Genomic DNA, 17,090 nt, shown 5'->3' on the forward strand with positions numbered 1-17,090 from the left:
TTATCTTTCTGTGAACTGTAGGTTGATGATGCAGCCTCCGCGCTACGCGTTGCCCCTCAAAAAAATAAAAGGTCGCTTCCACGAAGGGTTGTTGCCCTGGCAGTCTATCGCCCTGCTGCCAGATTTCAGATTCGGTGCGGCACCTTTTCGAGAGGGACCGCACGCCTGCAAACGCAGGTTCTAACTCGCCTTGGTCGCACCTGCGTGTTCGGGTTCGAACTTTCTTGCCTCCCTGGCCATAGCAGCGGGAGACAACGTCAACACCGGGCAAGGAGCGTGCGCCAGAACCTTATACACGACTCCATGCCTGGTCAGGGTGGCAACCACCGAGGCTTCCTGCGCACCAAGGACCATAAGATCCACATGCTGCGACTTCGCCTGGAAGAGAATTTCCTCAGGGGGCTCGCCCAACACAACCATGGGTTCAATCACGAGTTGCGAACGCAGCTCTATGGGGATCAAAGACTTAACATCTTCCTCAATCTGCTGAATCGTCCTGCGCGCGAGCAGTTCCGCGCTCTCCGATGGCTTCATCACATGGAGCAGCAGCAGCCGCGCACCGGCGTGCAAAGCAACTTCCGCAGCCAGCGCCACCGGTCCAAAGCAGGACTCGCCGAGCGACGTCGCGCAGAGAACGTTTTTGATCCGGTAACCGTCAAACGCCTTATTGACTACTTCCGGCCCCACCACGTAGACGGGGACGTCCGAGGAGCGAAGCACCTCTTCGGCTACCGAGCCGAGAAGAATCTTCCCAATGGGGCCCGGGCAGCGGGTTCCCACGACGATGCGATCGGCGTTCTTCTCGTGCGCGCAGTCCACGATCATACGAGGCGCAAGTCCTTGGCGGACAATGATTTCGCATTCAATTCCCGCCGCTTGAGCCTTTTCTGCAAAGGGCTCAAGGTGCCTGGTTTCTGTCTTCGCCGCCGCGGCATAGTCGTAATAGCGCAGCCCGCTGGTTTCAGAGGCGGAGACGACCAGGGTGTCGTATGCATGGAAGAGGATGAGCTTGGCTTTCGTTTCTTTCGCCTGCGCGAGGGCGAAGGCAAATACCAGGTCATTCACCGGTATTTCTGTTGCAAGCAGGATTGTCTGGGGGACACTCCAGCGCTGATTCGTCAGAGGGGTCATAAGAAACCTCCTACGGGCGCAACGATGGCACTCGTAGGAGATTCTAGCAGTGCGGCAGGGCACAAGTCATTGTGATAAGAGCTGCTCTAAATCGATAAAATAATGCTTCTATCAAAATGAAAAACAGCGCCACTTCGAATGGCCTTTAATGGCCGTATCCCGTGGAACTTACATCCACTTTCCCGCGGAACATCCGGTAGATGAACACGAAATACCCGATGGCCAGCGCCATCCCGAATGCCCACCAGACCAATCCGACATGTAGTGTGTGAGGACCAGACAGCGCCTTGTCGATGGTGATGTTGAGATTCGAATCCGTGCTCGACGGCATCAGTGTTGGATAGAGACCGCTGACCGCTCCCACCATCATGAAGACGAGATATCCAGCCGAGCAGAGGAATGCGGTGAAGTCGCGCCCGACGCGGCTGAAGGAAAGAATGCCTGCCAGGCACGCCACCACCAGCACCGGAATCGCGAAGGCAATCGGATATGCGTAGTAGTTGTGCAGGCTGCCGGGGCGCACCGCGACGGTAGCAATCAGGCTGATGATCGTCAGCAGCACCAGCGCTGCCCACAGCGGGCGGACGATGGCGCGAGCCCGTTGCTGCAGAGCCCCCTCCGTCTTCACCGCCAGATACAGCGCTCCATGCAGCGTCAGTGCCACCAGCGCAACCAGGCCGCCGATCACGGTGTACCAGTCCAGAATGCCGGGATTGGGGCCTACCTTCCAATTCGTCCATAGCGGCAGGAAGAAGTAGGAGTCCGAGCCCAGCGGCACGCCGCGAATCACATTCGCCAGAGCCGCTCCGTAGAAGATGATCAGCAGCGCGCTCGAGAAGCTGAACAGCCCATCAAAAAAGCTGCGCCAAACGTTGAGAGTTAAGTGACCGCGCAACTCCACGCTCACCCCGCGCAGGATGAGCAGCCAGAGCACGATCATCAACGGCAGATAGAAGCCGCTGAAGGCCGACGCATACAGCAGCGGAAAGGCGAAGTACAGAGTGCCGCCAGCCGCCAGCAGCCAAACCTCGTTACCATCCCACACCGGGCCAATTGCGCGGATCGTCATTTGACGCTCCGCGTCATTGCGCGTCAACAACAGGTGGAGCACTCCTACGCCAAGGTCGAATCCGTCGAGCACCACATAGCCGACGAGCATGATTGCAACCAGCCAGAACCAGATAAATCCCATCTCCGCACCTTCCGCTTAGTTGACCGTTACCGTCGAGGGGGCCGCTTCCTTGTGCGGACCATGCTGGATCTCTCGATACACCAGAACCAGGAACAAGATCGAAAGCACAACGTAGAGCCCCATAAAGCCCAGCAGCGTGAACAGGCTGTTGCTCGCCGACACATACTTGGAGTAGCCCTGTTCGGTGCGCATCAGCCCGTAAACCACCCATGGCTGACGCCCAATCTCCGCCGTCATCCATCCCGCCGTATTGGCGATGTATGGCAGCGGGAAGCTCAGCATCAGCGGCCACTGGATCCATCTCGTCGTGTATAACTTGCCGCGCCACAGCAGAAACGCGGCCAGCAGCATCACGGCTACGAAATACGTCCCCAATCCGGCCATGATGTGGTACGCGTAGAAGAGAAGCGGCAGAGTTGTCGGCCACTGGTCTTGCGGAAAGTGGTCCAGTCCCTGCACCTCTGCCTTGGTCGTGCCATAGATCAGAAAGCTCAGCAGGTTATTCACCACGATGGGATTGTCCACTTTGCCGCTGGCATAGTCCGGCTGCCCCACCAACACCACATCGGCGCCCTTTGCGGAGTGGAAGAGCCCTTCCATTGCCGCCATGCTCACCGGCTGATGGTGGGCTACATATTTACCGTGCAGGTCGCCAGTGGGGAAGATCATGGCCGTGCATGCAATCGCTCCGGCGATGACTCCCGTCTTGAGGAAGATGCGGCCGTACTCCTGGAATTGCTTCTCCAGCATGTAGAACGCGCCCACTGCTGTCATCACAAAGGCCGCGGTCACCACGGCTCCGCACATATTGTGGGCATACTGCAGGAGTGCCCACGGATTCAGCAGCAGCTTCCAGAAGCTGGTCACTTCATACTGCCCGTTGGCCATCATCCGGTACGCCACCGGATGCTGCATCCATGCGTCCGTCACGATGATGAAAAATCCCGAAAGCCATGAGCCGAAGAACACCATGAACGCGGAGAACCAGTGCATCGTCTTCGACACACGCTTTTCTCCATAGAGCAGCAGGCCCAGGAACGCCGATTCGAGGAAGAAGGAGAAGACTCCTTCCATCGCCAGCGGTTGCCCGATAACTCCGCCTGTCAGACGGGCAAAGTGTGACCAGTTGGTTCCGAATTCGAACTCCATCGGAATACCCGTCACGACGCCCATCACAAAATTAATTCCGAAAATCTTGCCCCAGAATCGTGCTGCTTCGTTATAGCGCTCATCGTTGCGCCGGAGGCCGATGGTCTTGAGCACAAGGATGAGCAGGGCCAGGCCCATCGTGAGTTGAGGAAAGAGGTAGTGATATGTGATAGTGAACGCAAAATGAAGACGGTGCAGCGTTAACGCATCCATTGAAGCCCCTGTTCATGAATGACAGCTTTCAGCGCTCAATATATACCTTCGCAGGAGATTGCGCAGTGCCAACTCCTTCCAGCTAAAGGACAAACGCAGCCGGCATCTCGACCGATCCGGGCCGGAATGCATCTCACTACAGACTCGCCTGGAGAGCATGAGCGTGCCCGCCAACTCTGCGTACTGGAAGGAGAGAATCGGCACCATGATGCATCGCTTCAAAGTATGGGCGCCTCGGGCAAGACGAGTTGAAGTTCAACTTGCAGGGCGGCAGTTTCCACTCGCGAAAGAGGCTGCGGAGCAGACCGGCTGGTGGTCGGCCACGATCGACACTATCGATACGATCAATACGATCAATACGCAGGCTGGAGACGTCGATTACGCCTATCTCCTCGACGAAGACCCTACGCCACTTCCCGATCCGCGCTCGGCCTGGCAGCCATACGGTGTGCATGGGCCTTCCCGTCTTCTCGATCACAGCCGCTTCCAGTGGAGTGATGCCAACTGGCAGGCCCCGCCGCTCTCCTCCGCGGTGCTCTACGAGCTGCACATCGGCACCTTTACGCCCGAAGGGACGTTTGATGCGGCGATCGGGAGGCTCGATGATCTGGTTGATCTCGGTGTCACCCACATAGAGATTCTTCCTGTTGCCTCTTTTCCCGGGAGGCGCGGCTGGGGGTATGACGGTGTCGATCTCTTCGCTCCCCAGGAATCCTATGGAGGCCCCGAAGGGTTGAAGCGACTGGTGGATGCCTGCCACAACCGGAATCTCGCGGTCCTGCTCGACGTTGTCTATAACCACTTCGGTCCGGTGGGAAACTATCTGCAGAGATTCGGTCCCTATCTGACGCCGAGCCACATAACCCCGTGGGGAGATGCGGTCAATCTTGAGCAGGCAGGGTCAACCGAGGTGCGCCGCTTCTTCTGCGATAACGCACTCATGTGGCTGCGCGAGTATCACTTCGACGGCCTGCGGCTGGATGCCGTGCATGCCTTTATCGATCGCTCGGCAGTGTCTTTCCTGGAGCAGCTGGCGACGGAGGTTCAGCAGTTGCAGGCTTCCCTGGGCAGGAGCCTCGTACTCATCGCTGAAAGCGACCTCAACGATCCTCGTCTGGTATCCGCGCAGGAGGCAGGCGGTTACGGTCTGGATGCGCAATGGAGCGACGATTTTCATCACGCCCTGGTAACAGTCCTCACCGGCGAAACTGCGGGCTACTACCAGGATTTTGGCTCTCTCGCGGACCTCGCCACCGCGCTCCGGGAGGTGTTTGTGTATTCCGGCCGCTACTCCTCCTATCGCCAGCAGAGGCATGGCCGCCCGGTCGGCCCGCTCCCCAGAGGTCGCTTCCTGGGATATGCCCAGAACCACGACCAGGTGGGTAATCGACCAAGGGGCGAACGCCTCGGGCACCTGACCACTCCAGGACGAGCAAGGATCGCAGCCGCGCTGGTCCTTACGTCCCCCTTTGTGCCCCTGCTCTTTCAAGGCGAGGAGTTCGATGCCTCCGCCCCCTTCCTCTATTTCACCGATCACGAGGACAAGGAACTGGGCAGGAAGATTGACGAAGGACGCAGCAAGGAACTCAGTGCCTTCGGCTGGGAGATCGCAGGGATTCTGCCGCCGCAGTCGGAAGAGGCCTTCGAACGTTCGCGGCTGGATTGGTCCGAGCGGGATCGTGAGCCTCATGCTTCCATGCTGGCATGGTATAAAGCGCTCATCCACCTGCGTCGCAACACCCCAGAGCTTACCGACGGACGCGCCAACCAGATCAAGGTCTCCTTTAACGAGGATGCGCGCTGGCTGCGGATCGAACGCGGCCCGATCACAATCGCGTGCAATCTCGGCAGCAGAATCCTCATGCGGGAAGCTGCCCCGGGTGCAAGACTCCTGCTGGCGTCGGACCCGGGTGTACGACTTGCCGAGGACCGCATATCCCTGCCACCGGATACGGTTGCCATCCTCGCGCGGGAGTGAAAGGCGTAATGCAGATCCTTCGCTTCGCTCAGGATGACAATGCGCACAACGGATCCTTCGCTACGCTCACGATGACAATGCCTAAGCCGCTCAGGATGACGATGCCTAAGGTTGAAGGAGCGCGGATATTGTCATCCTGAGCGAAGCGAAGGATCTTCCCGACTTCTGCCAGAAGCCTGGCGCTGAAATTTCACTTGCCAAGCTTCATGGTTGAAGATTTAGGATGCCTACGTCCTGGCACCCCTGCGCAGGTAGAAAGCGGGTGAGGTTCCGCCAGAACGGAACACTTCAAAAGCGATGGCCTGTCCGTAAGTGCAACTCAGACGTCCTAGAACGATCTGCCAACATACAACTCCAACGTAACTGACCAGAAAATAACCATGAACCAGGGGAGACAGATGTATGAATGAACTCGTACAAATCGTTCAGCAGAAGAGCGGTCTTTCCGAAGAGCAGAGCACGGAAATCGTTCGCGCAATTGTCGGTTACGTGAAGGGCAAGCTGCCCGAGGCTCTAGCTTCCCATGTTGACTCGCTCGTGGGCGATCTTGGCACTTCCGGAACGGAGGCAGCAGCGGCTCCGGAATCCGGCGCTGCAAGCCTGCTCTCCTCCGTCGTGGGCGGTCTCTTCGGCGGCAAGAAGGAAGCATAAGCATTATTTCGTCGCAATCAACCGAAGCATCGAGGAGGCATATATGAAGCAGTGGAACACCCTGAAGCGCATCCTGGCGATCACCCTTACCGCGGGCATCTGCAGCATTCCCGCGATCTCACAGACAACGGGTACGGCACCCGCCAAGACCGCCAAGACGACCCCCGCGAAAGCGGCAGCGCCCGCCACGGCTGATCTGGTGGACATCAACTCCGCCACCAAGGAGCAGCTCTCCGCACTCCCCGGCATCGGCGATGTCTATTCGCAGAAGATCATCGACGGACGTCCTTACGCCAAGAAGACTGATCTCCTGCAGAAGAAGATTCTTCCGGCGGCGACGTATCACAAGATCGCCAAGTCGATCATTGCCAAGCAGAAGTAACCAGAACGCTGAAGATAAAGAGGCCGGCTCAACCTTCACGGAGCCGGCCTTTGCCATGCATCAATGTGTCGCAGAACGCAATCATTAGTGATTTGGGTCACAGCCACGGGTGCTTTGAGGCTGGTTTCCTAGACACATGATTCCCTCCCACGCAGCGATCAACTACGATGAAACGCCCTTCCTGGTGATCTGGGAAGTGACCCAGGCCTGCGACCTTTCCTGCAAACACTGCCGCGCCGCTGCTCAGCCATTGCGCAGCCCGGAGGAGTTGAGCACAGAAGAGGGCAAGCATCTGATCGACCAGATTGCCGACATGCATGTTCCCATTTTTGTGTTCACCGGGGGCGATCCCATCAAACGGCCGGACATCTTTGAGCTCATCCGCTACGCCACCGCGAAGGGTGTGCATGCCGCCTTGACGCCGAGCGCCACGCCGCTGCTGACACGCGAGGTAATTGGCAAGCTCAAGGAGGCTGGACTGGCCCGGCTCGCCGTCAGCCTGGACGGCTCTACTGCGGAGATCCACGACAACATCCGCCAGCTTTCCGGCGCCTACAGCAAGACGCTGCAGGCGATCCAGTGGGCCAATGAGGTGAGTCTTCCGGTACAGGTCCACACCACTGCCAGCCGCCAGAACATCACCGATCTGGGCAAACTCGCGACCCTGCTGCACGAGCTCGAAATCGTCATGTGGAGCGTCTTTTTCCTGGTCCCCGTGGGCCGTGGACAGAAGTCGGATCTGCTGACCGGCGAGGAGTTCGAACAGGTCTTCGAGAAGCTCTATCAGCTATCGAAAGAAGTTCCCTTCCAAATCAAGACCACTGAGGGCATGCACTATCGCCGTTACATTCTGCAGCAGCACGTTGCAGAGCTGGAGCGCGAAAGGGCCACCAACGGCCGTGAGACTCCATCCCAGTTCCGGACGCAGCAATGGGCCACACGCCGGGTCAACGATGGACGCGGATTCGTCTTCGTCTCGCATACCGGCAACGTCTATCCCAGCGGATTTCTCCCGATTCTCGGCGGCAGCGTTCGTCAGCAGGGTCTCCAGGAAATCTACCGCGACTCCCCCGTCTTCCGCACTCTGCGCGACCTCACGCAGCTCCATGGCAAGTGTGGCGCCTGCGAATTCAAGGAGATCTGCGGCGGCTCCCGCGCTCGCGCTTTCGCGCTAACCGGAGACCTGCTCGCCGAGGAGTCCTGCTGCATCTATCAGCCCCGAAACTACCATGCACCGGAACCCGTTCTGGTAGGCGAACCCGGCTAGATTCCGCATAGCGCGGCTCTGCCGCTTGAGAGGACACAGAGGACCCCATCTTTCGGTTGCGAGATGGGGTTCTGCTCCTCAAGCCCCATCTCCGTGCTTTTCCCGATCTCTGCGCTTTCAAGGCACAAAAGTGCAGTGGAAGTAGAGTTGCTCCACCAAGTAGGATAGGAAATATGAAAGTTGCCATTGTTGGTGGAGGAATCTCAGGGCTGAGTGCCGCCTTTGAGATTGAGAAGTCTCGCGCGGCAAAGCCCAATGTCGAGTATGTGCTGCTGGAGAAGTCTCCCCGCCTTGGCGGCTCGGTGTTTTCCGAGTGGGTCGATGGATGCCTGGTAGAAGGCGGCCCGGACTCTTTTATGACGGAGAAGGTGTCGGCGACCAAGCTGTGCGCCGATCTCGGCATCGCCGATCACCTCGTCGGTTCCAACGATAGCGCTCGCAAGACCTATATTCTTCTGAAGAATCGGCTCATCGCTCTGCCCGATGGCCTTATGTTCCTAGTGCCGACCAAGCTGATTCCCACCGCGCTCACTCCGCTCTTTACCTGGAAGACGAAGATTCGCATGGGACTTGAGCTGCTGGCTCCGCCGCGGCCGATGCATGGCGATGAATCAGTGGCCGCCCTGGTTGAGCGCCACTTTGGAGCCGAGGCTGTAGACCGCCTCGCCGACCCGCTTTTGTCGGGTATCTACGGCGGAGATGCCTCGATCCTGAGTGCGCGCACAGTGCTGCCCAAGCTGGTCGAGATGGAGGAGAAATACGGCAGCCTTACCCGTGGAATGCTGGCCGCCTATGGCAAGCAGACTCCGAAGCCGAACGCCAGCAGCAAGCCCCGAGGCTCGATCTTCAGCTCCCTGCGAGGCGGCATGCAGGAGCTGGTCAGCGGTATCGAGTCACGGCTGAACCCCTCCAGCATACGGAAATCGACCACCGTCAGCCGCATCGAGCGCACAGCCGACGGCTGGCAACTGATCATCGACGGAGAACCGCAGCAATTTGACGCATTGGTAGTCGCGACACAGGCCTGGGCTGCCGGTTCCCTGCTCGCCGGAGTCGACGCCCAGCTCGGCAAAGACCTGGGAGATATTCCCTACTCCTCTTCGATCACCGTCACCCTGGGATACGCGGAGACAGACCTGGCCAGCTCGCCGGACGGCTTCGGATTCCTCATCCCCGCCAGCGAAAATCGCAGCATGCTAGCCTGCACCTTTGTGCATCGCAAGTTCCCCAACCGCACTCCAGACGGGATTGGGCTGCTGCGCTGCTTCCTGGGCGGAGCCCGCAACAGCGCGCTCCTCGACGAAAGCGACGAGCAGCTGGAGAGCCGTGTCCGCACCGAGCTAAAAGAGATCCTTGGCCTCACCGCCAACCCGCGCTTCGTGCGGATCCATCGCTGGCGCAAGGCGATGGCGCAATACTCCGTCGGCCACCAGGAGCGCATGGATCGCATCTCGCAGGCTGTGGCGCGCCAGCCCCGCCTGGCGCTGGCAGGCAACGCCTATCTGGGGATCGGGGTTCCCGATTGCATCCGCACCGGACAGGCCGCGGCGGCATCGATTCTGGAAACTGCGTAGCGCGGAACATGCATAGGGCGAGTCAACAACAGCGGCATTGAGCGACCAATCTGGCTCGCCCGCTGACGTGCGACTCGCTTTCAACCCGGCCGCTCCTGCTTCTTAGGACGTCAAATGTCCGATGCCGATGCCGATCACGTAGGTGACAATTCCCTCCAGCGCGCCGACTATCGTCATCTCCAATCCGCTCGACCACCAGGAACGCACTGTAATCAGGGACTTGGCCGCTCCCACGGCAAAGTGCGCCAGCAGGGAGATGGTCGCCGCCCAGATCACCGCCGGATAGCCGCTCAGAAAGAAGAAAGGGATGATAGGGATGAATGCACCAAGAGCCGTCGACCAGGATCCGGTAAGCGCTGAAGTCCACGGGTTGCTCAGGGCCTCTTCCGTGGAGTGCAACTCCTCTGCCGAGAGAGCCCGCAAGAACTGGTCTGGCTGCTTTGCGATATGCTCCACCACCTGGTGCGCATCGGCCTCGGGAAGCCCTTTTACCTGGTAGTAGAGCGCCAGAAGCTCCTGCGCCTCAGCTCCGTTCAGTTCGATGGCTTGCCGTTCGCGTGCGATCTCGGCCTCGTAGATCTCCCGTTCGCTCTTGGATGCGAGATACGCGCCGGAGCCCATGGAAAGAGAGCTGGCCACCATCCCTGCGATTCCCGCCAGCAGCACAAATTTACTGTTTCCCAACGTAGCGCCGGAGACACCGGAGACGATGCCGAAGATAGCCCCAAGCCCGTCGTTCACGCCATAGATCGCATCCCCAATCCAGCCGCCAGCCCTGGTGCGACCTTCGCTCCGGCGGGCCTGCAGCTCCTGCAGCAACACCTTGGGGTCAGTCTTCTCTCCCCCCGCGCGCCGATGCGGAAACCGCTCGCGGATCAGGCTGCTGAGTTCCCGGTAGTGCTCTTTTTCGTCCTCAATCACCTGCTTGAGGATCGCGGCACTGGGCTCGTCGTTGAGCTCGCGGATCTGCGCTCCGTACTTCGCAATGTCGCGGCTCTCTTCAATCTCCATGCGGCGCAGGGCCAGATCGTAGCCCCCAACGCGGAACTGCGGCGACTCCGCTTCGCCGGTTGGCTTGCCCGTATATACCGGGGTTGGACCGCCCAGTTCCGCGATGCGGCCTGCCCATAGCGACGCATGATGCGCCTCGGCCTGGGAAAGATGCTGCAGCATCTGCTGGCGTACTGGATCGATCTCGTGCTCCGCCAATGTGCGGTAGGTGTGATATCCGAGCATCTCCGCCTGCCAGTTTTGCTCCAGCGCGTGGAGAAGTTTGCGATTCCTGGAACTTGGCTTCGGTGGCGTTAGTGTCGAGTTCAATGGGTTGCCCCTCCTGAAGACTCCTCATCGCGATGCTTCCCGTGCGATGATTCTCCTGACCACTCTGAGAAAACCTGGGTCGGTTGCAACTCCAAGAATACCAATGTGCTGGACCCATAAAATCGTTTTCTTCCACGTCTTCCTTCGACAAACGGAGGGATGGCGTGATCCAGGTGAGGCGAAATCACTGCCATTGCGTGCGTATAGTGGTATGTGTTTCAGAGTCGGGACAGAAATTGAGCTTCACCTGCGGAGCGATCCGAGACGCGGATTCCTTCCGTCTCAGGGAGTGCTACGCTTTTCATGGGATACCCCGGCACATCTAGTGCAGTTTGACGGAGCTTTTAGAGTCTTATGGCAATATCGACGGGCAATACCGCTACTTACACTTCCACCGAGCCCACGACCAATCGAAGCGCAATGGCGATGGTCACCACGCTGTTCTTTATGTGGGGCTTCGTCACCGCCCTGAACGATGTCCTCATCCCCCACCTGCAGGACATCTTCAATCTCAGCTATGCGGGTGCGATGCTGGTGCAGGTTTTCTTCTTCTTCGGATACTTCGTATTCGCCATGCCCGCAGGCAAGCTGGTGGAGCGGATCGGGTACAAGAAAACCATGGTGACCGGCCTGATAGTGATGGCGGTTGGCGCACTCATCTTCATCCCCGCTGCCAGCGTTCCTTCCTATCCGATTTTCCTGGTGGCCCTCATGATCCTGGCCGCAGGAATGACGGCGCTCCAGGTCTCGGCCAATCCCTATGTTTCCGTCCTTGGTCCGGCGCGGACCGCGTCGAGCCGCCTCAACCTGACGCAGGCATTCAACTCCCTGGGCACCACGATTGCTCCTTATATCGGAGGCCTGCTGATTCTCCGCACGGTCGTGGGCAATCATTTCAAAGCTCTGCCCACAGCCAAGGTCCACCAACTCCAGGAGCCCGCGCTCTCCACCTACCTGGCGCAGTTGCACCAATACCAGCTTGATATGGCCTCGAAGGTCAAGCTTCCCTATATAGGGATTGCCGGGACGCTGGTCCTGCTGGCGCTGGTGGTCGCCATGTATAACCTGCCTCGGATCGACACGACCAAGGACTTCCGGCCGCAGGATCTTGTAAAGAAGGACAGCCTCTTCAACTATCCCCACCTGATCCTCGGCGCAATCGGCATCTTCGTCTACGTGGGAGCAGAGGTTTCTATTGGCAGCTTCCTGGTGAAATATTTCACCAACCCGATCATCGGAATCAGTACCGCTGAAACGGCTGCGAAGATCGTCTCTCTGTACTGGCTGGGTGCGATGATCGGCAGATTTGTCGGCTCTGCAATCCTCCAGAGGCTTCAGGCCGGGCGAGTTCTGGGAACCGCGGCTATCATAGCCGGCATGCTGGTTTGCATTTCGATGTTGAGTTCAGGCTCTATAGCCATGATCAGCATCATCCTGGTAGGCCTGTTCAACTCCATCATGTTTCCCAGCATCTTCACCCTGGCAATCGCGGATCTGGGACCGCTCACAGGAGAAGGATCGGGCCTGCTGGTTGCGGCAATCGTCGGCGGTGCGATCATCCCCTGGATTCAGGGTGTTGTTGCTGACAGAATCGGCATTCACCACGCTTTCGTTCTGCCGGTCCTCTGCTACGCCTACATCATGTATTACGGATTCCGCGGCTCACGCCCGGTTCGTCGCGTCCGGGCCTGACAGCACTGCCCACACACCTGAAATAGCCGGGCCCAGCCCGGCTATTTCTATTTCCAGGTAATCGGAAGACTGCACGATCCTCTCCGTCTATTTCATGCAGTGCCTTTTCTGCTCTATCTCATGGGCGCTTTTTCTGCTGGATTGCTTCCGCAGCCAACCCACGAGGGTAATTCCTGAATCATCCTTGCATGCAACCAGCGGGCCTGGTGAAGATCGGCATCTCGGGTTGGACCTATGCACCGTGGCGAGGCGTCTTTTATCCGGAGGACCTGCCACACAAGCGGGAGCTGACCTATGCTTCCGGCGTCTTGAATTCAATCGAAATCAATGGCACGTTCTATTCGATGCAACGCCCGGGCAGCTTTGCCCGATGGGCAGAGGAGACGCCGGATGACTTCGTCTTCTCCATCAAGGGACCGCGTTACCTGACGCACATTCGCAGGCTGAAGGATGCGGAGCAGCCGCTGGCCAACTTCCTGTCCTCGGGCCTGCTGGCTCTGGGGAGAAAGCTCGGCCCCATCCTTTGGCAGTTGCCACCAAACTTCCGGTATCAGCCGGAGCTCCTGGAACAATTCTTTGAGCTTCTGCCTCATGACACGGTAGAGGCCGCCTCGCTCGCGCTCAAGCACGATGACTGGATGGAGGGGCGGAGCTTGTGCGAGCCGGCTTTGCAACAGCCGGTCCGGCACGCAATCGAGGTAAGGAACAAGAGCTTCGCAGTACCGGAGTTCATCGCGCTTGCGAGGAAGTACCGTGTGGCGATTGTTTGCGCCGATACGGTGGAGTGGCCGCGCATGATGGATGTAACCGCGGACTTTATGTATTGCAGACTGCATGGCTCGGAGGAGCTCTATGCAAGCGGCTATACGGATGAAGCTCTGGACCAGTGGGCGGATCGCGTTGTTGCCTGGGCGCACGGCACCGAGCCGGACGATGCGGAACGGGTGAGCCAGGAGAACCCCGTGGAAAGCAAGAGCCGCGACGTCTTCGTCTACTTTGACAACGACCTGAAGGTACGCGCGCCGTTCGATGCGCAAGGACTTCAAAGGCGTGTGGACAAACTTCTGACGCAGGCTGGTGTCGTCTCCCGCGAATGACACTCTTCCGGTCATGCGATCTTGACCTTCGCGTGTTAGCCTTTGCTTCGAAACTACATGGTCCAATCTATCTAGCTCAGGAGTTGCATGAATAGCCAGACCGCCCTGCACTTCGATCTTCAAGCCGCCGCACGAGAGACGATGCACGAGCACGGCTTCCAGCCTGACTTCTCACCGCAAGCGCTCGAGCAGGTGCAGGCCATCCAGAACGGTGCAGGACCACAGGCGACAGGCGGCAACGTTCGCGACCTGAGGAGCCTGCTGTGGTCCTCGATCGACAACGACACATCGCGGGATCTGGACCAGATTGAATACGCGGAAAGGCTGCCCAACGGCGATATCCGCGTCCAGATCGCCATCGCCGATGTGGATGCTTTGGTGGCGAAGGGATCTCCGCTCGACCAGCACGCTTCGCGGGAGACAACCAGCGTCTATGCGGGCGTGGTGATCTTCCCGATGCTGCCAGAGGTGCTCTCGACTAACCTTACTTCCCTTCTTGAGGCGGAAGACAGATTGGCTTTCGTCACCGAGTTCACGGTAAATGCAGGCGGGCATGTGGGCGGAAGCGCCTTGTATCCGGCGATTGTCCACAATCGCGCCCAGCTTGCCTATAACGCTGTGGGCGCGTGGCTGGAAGGCTCTGCGGAGGCCCCCGCGAAGGTGGCTGCCTCGTCTGAATTGCAGGCGCAGTTGAAGCTGCAGAGTGAAGCGGCGCAAAGGCTGCGGGAGGAACGCTATCGCCATGGCGCCCTGAACATTGAAACCATTGAGACGCACCCGGTTTTCTTGAAGGATAAGATCGTCGGCATCGAGCGCCAGCAAAAGAACCTGGCCACGGAGTTAATCGAAGACTTTATGATTGCGGCAAACGAGGTAGTGGCTCGCTCCATCGCCGCAGCACAGTGGGGCTCAATCCGACGGATTGTGAAGACTCCCAAGCGCTGGGAGCGCATCGTCGAGTTGGCCGCGCAACTGGGAGAGCATCTGCCAGCCATTGCCGATTCGCAGGCGCTGAACCAATTCCTCATCAAGCGGCGAGCCGCGGACCCCGATCATTTCCCGGATCTTTCACTTGCTGTCATCAAGTTGCTGGGACCGGGGGAGTATGTTGTGGAATTACCGGGACAGCAATCCGATGGGCACTTTGGGCTTGCCGTACAGGATTACACCCACTCCACCGCACCGAATCGCCGTTTTGCAGACCTGACAACGCAACACTTGCTGAAGGCGCTGGTTGCGGGGAGCACCAGTCCCTATTCCAGCGACGAACTCACGCAGATCGCCGCTAACTGCACGTTGCGCGAGGACCAATCCCGCAGAGTGGAACGCGAGATGCAGAAACGCATTGCTGCAGTGGCGATGCATGGGCGCATCGGCGAGTTCTTCGATGCAATCGTGACGGGCGTGAACGAAAACGGAACCTTCGTGCGCGCCTTGAATCCTCATATGGAAGGCATGCTGGTGGAGGGCCACGCGGGAGTCGATGTAGGAGACAGAATCAAAGTGAAGCTGGTGAATACCGATCCTCGGCGAGGTTTCATCGACTTCGTCCGCGTCTCCGCATCCTGAGAAGACGCGCGTTGGCGAACTGAGAGCTATTGCAGCTTGGAGCTGCCCTGTGGGCGGATGGGAAGTCCTATGAGATAGACCACGGGTAAGGCTCGTCTTCTTTCGCCGGCATATCCCGAGGTCCAGGTAAACCCTTCGAGGCCCGCGGTTAGACGCATCAGCTCATCGGGTGTTCGCGTACGCAGGCAGGAAATAAGCCCATCCCAGAGGATTGTGAGCGGAATGGCAGGCAGCAGATAGGTGAGCAGGATTCGCGAGAAGCGAAAGGGCCGGATGAAGGGCGTAACCATCAACGACTGCAACGCAACCAAAAAGATGATGGCAAGCGCCTTGAATGTGCGGGAGGTGACCTCCGCCGTGGCAATGCCCTCGCCTCGACGAACAGCATCCGCCAGAATTTGGGAGGCCATACGGTCAGAAAAATGGTGAAACGAAGCAAAGATCGTGCGGAAGCCACACAAATCGGCAGGAACCTGGGTTGCATCGATAGATCGCGTGAGCGCAAGGACCATCTTGTCCCTGGGCGAAAGTCGCGACTGTAAAACAGTGCTGGGGAACTTGTCCGTCAAGGTGACGAAAAGCGGCCAATCCGGGTTGGAACAAGCATCCCTCCATGCTGGGCTGAGCCAAGGCCCGCCGCCGCCCGAGCAAAGATCGACCACCTGACGCGAACCGCTGTCGCGGATAGCCTGCAGCATCAAGGGCCGCATCTCGGCATAGGGATCCATAGTGCGGGTGATGTACTCGAGGTAATCCGTCGCGCCATCGCGAACGGCCTGCGGGCACCATGGTTGATCGAGGATTTCGAAGAGTTGAAATCTCCTCACAGGTGCGCGGCTCCATTCGGGGCAATCGGAACGTTTGCTAATTCTAGACTTGAATGCCATCAAGGGAAAGAGCGAGGGCGCTCCCTTGATGGCATTTGCTGTCGATTCTGGCTTGTAAAGCTTAGCTTACCGGGATGTAATCCTCCTTGGCGTGGCCGCAGACGATGCAGGTAAGGAAGTTCAGCTTCTCAACGGTATAACCGCAGTGGCTGCAGACAAAGTACTGCTTACTGGCGCCGCGCAGCGAATCGAGATTCTTCAGCGCTTCCGTAAAGAGCCGCGCATGCTCGGTTTCAGTCTTGAGAGCATAGACAAAGGTCTTGATGGCGGCCCCGTTCTTTTCCCCTTTCGCCTCGTCCACAAACGCCGGGTACATGGTGTCGCGCTCGTAGACTTCTCCATTGATGGCGGTTTGCAGATTTTCGCGGGTTGACTTCACATCGGGTGCTTGCACAACGGCTTTCGGCTCGGCACCCATCTGACGGATGACGCGGGCATGATTGGCAGCATGAATCTCCTCCGCCCGCGAGGTTGCGCGGAAGAGGCTGGCAACCTGGCCAAAGCCTTCCGCCTCTGCAGCGGCGGCAAAAGCTGCATAGCGAGCGTGCGCGTTGCTCTCCCCTTCAAAGGCGGTTTGCAGGTTCTCAAGTGTTTTGTGGGTCGGCAATGTACCCACGGCGGTTCCAATCAAGCCCGCGGGAAGAATGCAGGAAAGGATGGCGCTGATCATGATGCTCACCTCGGCTAGGCACTATAGTCCTGAGGCAAGCCGGATAGATGTGATCCGTATCGCATTTATCCCAGTTCCCTTCCACGTTGCGAAAAAGCGTGGATGAGGCCCGCGCGGAATAACTTTCTCGAATCAAGCCGATTACTTTTTTTAATAGCGAATGGTTCAAGGAGTGGGGGGCTGTACCCTAGGAGTAAATCAGCAGTTGAGTTATGGGGACCGGTTGGGCAGCGGGACTACCCGATAGAGGAGAGGCATGTCGAACGAACTTCGCAATTATCTATCGCTGTCGTATGGCGAGCTGGAAGAGTTGAACCT

Annotated in this window: 14 protein-coding genes; 8 read left to right on the forward strand and 6 right to left on the reverse strand. The window is 58.5% G+C overall.

Annotated features, from left to right (window positions below; all coding sequences use genetic code 11):
• Nucleotides 1-180: 180 nt before the first annotated feature.
• From VM554_13695 to VM554_13705, 3 genes are all read right to left on the reverse strand, one after another.
• Nucleotides 181-1,131, reverse strand: coding sequence for a universal stress protein (locus VM554_13695; GenBank protein HVJ09427.1), 951 nt, complete (start codon nucleotides 1,129-1,131; stop codon nucleotides 181-183).
• A gap of 145 nt (nucleotides 1,132-1,276) precedes the next feature.
• Nucleotides 1,277-2,323 carry a cytochrome d ubiquinol oxidase subunit II gene (cydB, locus tag VM554_13700; protein ID HVJ09428.1) on the reverse strand — a complete coding sequence of 349 codons (1,047 nt, stop codon included), beginning with the start codon at nucleotides 2,321-2,323 and terminating at the stop codon, nucleotides 1,277-1,279.
• A 15-nt stretch (nucleotides 2,324-2,338) separates the two neighbouring features.
• On the reverse strand, nucleotides 2,339-3,685 hold the full coding sequence (locus VM554_13705) for a cytochrome ubiquinol oxidase subunit I (GenBank protein ID HVJ09429.1): 1,347 nt from the start codon (nucleotides 3,683-3,685) through the stop codon (nucleotides 2,339-2,341).
• Nucleotides 3,686-3,842: 157 nt separating this feature from the next.
• On the opposite strand from VM554_13705, the gene treZ reads away from it, so the two are divergent.
• From treZ to hemG, 5 genes are all read left to right on the forward strand, one after another.
• On the forward strand, nucleotides 3,843-5,663 hold the full coding sequence (treZ, locus tag VM554_13710) for a malto-oligosyltrehalose trehalohydrolase (GenBank protein HVJ09430.1): 1,821 nt from the start codon (nucleotides 3,843-3,845) through the stop codon (nucleotides 5,661-5,663).
• 402 nt (nucleotides 5,664-6,065) lie between these two features.
• Complete coding sequence (locus VM554_13715) at nucleotides 6,066-6,314, forward strand: hypothetical protein (protein ID HVJ09431.1); 249 nt, start codon at nucleotides 6,066-6,068, stop codon at nucleotides 6,312-6,314.
• Nucleotides 6,315-6,357: 43 nt separating this feature from the next.
• Nucleotides 6,358-6,696 carry a helix-hairpin-helix domain-containing protein gene (locus tag VM554_13720; protein HVJ09432.1) on the forward strand — a complete coding sequence of 113 codons (339 nt, stop codon included), beginning with the start codon at nucleotides 6,358-6,360 and terminating at the stop codon, nucleotides 6,694-6,696.
• A 136-nt stretch (nucleotides 6,697-6,832) separates the two neighbouring features.
• Nucleotides 6,833-7,963: a TIGR04053 family radical SAM/SPASM domain-containing protein gene (locus VM554_13725; GenBank protein HVJ09433.1), complete on the forward strand. Its 1,131-nt coding sequence runs from the start codon at nucleotides 6,833-6,835 to the stop codon at nucleotides 7,961-7,963.
• A gap of 173 nt (nucleotides 7,964-8,136) precedes the next feature.
• The gene (gene hemG, locus VM554_13730) at nucleotides 8,137-9,537 is read left to right on the forward strand and encodes a protoporphyrinogen oxidase (protein HVJ09434.1); all 1,401 of its coding nucleotides are present in this window, start codon (nucleotides 8,137-8,139) and stop codon (nucleotides 9,535-9,537) included.
• A 102-nt stretch (nucleotides 9,538-9,639) separates the two neighbouring features.
• Here the strand turns inward: hemG and VM554_13735 are convergent, their stop codons facing one another.
• Nucleotides 9,640-10,857 carry a VIT1/CCC1 transporter family protein gene (locus VM554_13735; protein HVJ09435.1) on the reverse strand — a complete coding sequence of 406 codons (1,218 nt, stop codon included), beginning with the start codon at nucleotides 10,855-10,857 and terminating at the stop codon, nucleotides 9,640-9,642.
• A 354-nt stretch (nucleotides 10,858-11,211) separates the two neighbouring features.
• On the opposite strand from VM554_13735, the gene VM554_13740 reads away from it, so the two are divergent.
• From VM554_13740 to VM554_13750, 3 genes are all read left to right on the forward strand, one after another.
• Nucleotides 11,212-12,549 carry a sugar MFS transporter gene (locus VM554_13740; protein ID HVJ09436.1) on the forward strand — a complete coding sequence of 446 codons (1,338 nt, stop codon included), beginning with the start codon at nucleotides 11,212-11,214 and terminating at the stop codon, nucleotides 12,547-12,549.
• 188 nt (nucleotides 12,550-12,737) lie between these two features.
• Complete coding sequence (locus VM554_13745) at nucleotides 12,738-13,646, forward strand: DUF72 domain-containing protein (protein HVJ09437.1); 909 nt, start codon at nucleotides 12,738-12,740, stop codon at nucleotides 13,644-13,646.
• An 87-nt stretch (nucleotides 13,647-13,733) separates the two neighbouring features.
• Nucleotides 13,734-15,215, forward strand: a complete 1,482-nt coding sequence (locus VM554_13750; protein HVJ09438.1) for an RNB domain-containing ribonuclease — start codon at nucleotides 13,734-13,736, stop codon at nucleotides 15,213-15,215.
• A 26-nt stretch (nucleotides 15,216-15,241) separates the two neighbouring features.
• Here VM554_13750 and VM554_13755 read toward each other — a convergent pair whose 3' ends face one another.
• Together VM554_13755 and VM554_13760 are read right to left on the reverse strand one after the other, a co-directional pair.
• Entirely contained in the window at nucleotides 15,242-16,042 is an 801-nt protein-coding gene (locus VM554_13755) for a hypothetical protein (protein ID HVJ09439.1), read from the reverse strand.
• A 121-nt stretch (nucleotides 16,043-16,163) separates the two neighbouring features.
• On the reverse strand, nucleotides 16,164-16,772 hold the full coding sequence (locus VM554_13760) for a rubrerythrin family protein (GenBank protein HVJ09440.1): 609 nt from the start codon (nucleotides 16,770-16,772) through the stop codon (nucleotides 16,164-16,166).
• Between the last annotated feature and the right edge of the window lie 318 nt (nucleotides 16,773-17,090).

The sequence above is a fragment of the Acidisarcina sp. genome, assembly GCA_035539175.1.
Classification (GTDB): domain Bacteria; phylum Acidobacteriota; class Terriglobia; order Terriglobales; family Acidobacteriaceae; genus JANXZS01.

Coding starts and splice junctions, on each gene's coding strand:
- VM554_13695 (HVJ09427.1), bottom strand. CDS start 1,131: ATGACCCCTCTGACGAATCAGCGCTGGAGTGTCCCCCAGACAATCCTG.
- cydB (HVJ09428.1), bottom strand. CDS start 2,323: ATGGGATTTATCTGGTTCTGGCTGGTTGCAATCATGCTCGTCGGCTAT.
- VM554_13705 (HVJ09429.1), bottom strand. CDS start 3,685: ATGGATGCGTTAACGCTGCACCGTCTTCATTTTGCGTTCACTATCACA.
- treZ (HVJ09430.1), top strand. CDS start 3,843: ATGAGCGTGCCCGCCAACTCTGCGTACTGGAAGGAGAGAATCGGCACC.
- VM554_13715 (HVJ09431.1), top strand. CDS start 6,066: ATGAATGAACTCGTACAAATCGTTCAGCAGAAGAGCGGTCTTTCCGAA.
- VM554_13720 (HVJ09432.1), top strand. CDS start 6,358: ATGAAGCAGTGGAACACCCTGAAGCGCATCCTGGCGATCACCCTTACC.
- VM554_13725 (HVJ09433.1), top strand. CDS start 6,833: ATGATTCCCTCCCACGCAGCGATCAACTACGATGAAACGCCCTTCCTG.
- hemG (HVJ09434.1), top strand. CDS start 8,137: ATGAAAGTTGCCATTGTTGGTGGAGGAATCTCAGGGCTGAGTGCCGCC.
- VM554_13740 (HVJ09436.1), top strand. CDS start 11,212: ATGGCAATATCGACGGGCAATACCGCTACTTACACTTCCACCGAGCCC.
- VM554_13745 (HVJ09437.1), top strand. CDS start 12,738: ATGCAACCAGCGGGCCTGGTGAAGATCGGCATCTCGGGTTGGACCTAT.
- VM554_13750 (HVJ09438.1), top strand. CDS start 13,734: ATGAATAGCCAGACCGCCCTGCACTTCGATCTTCAAGCCGCCGCACGA.
- VM554_13760 (HVJ09440.1), bottom strand. CDS start 16,772: ATGATCAGCGCCATCCTTTCCTGCATTCTTCCCGCGGGCTTGATTGGA.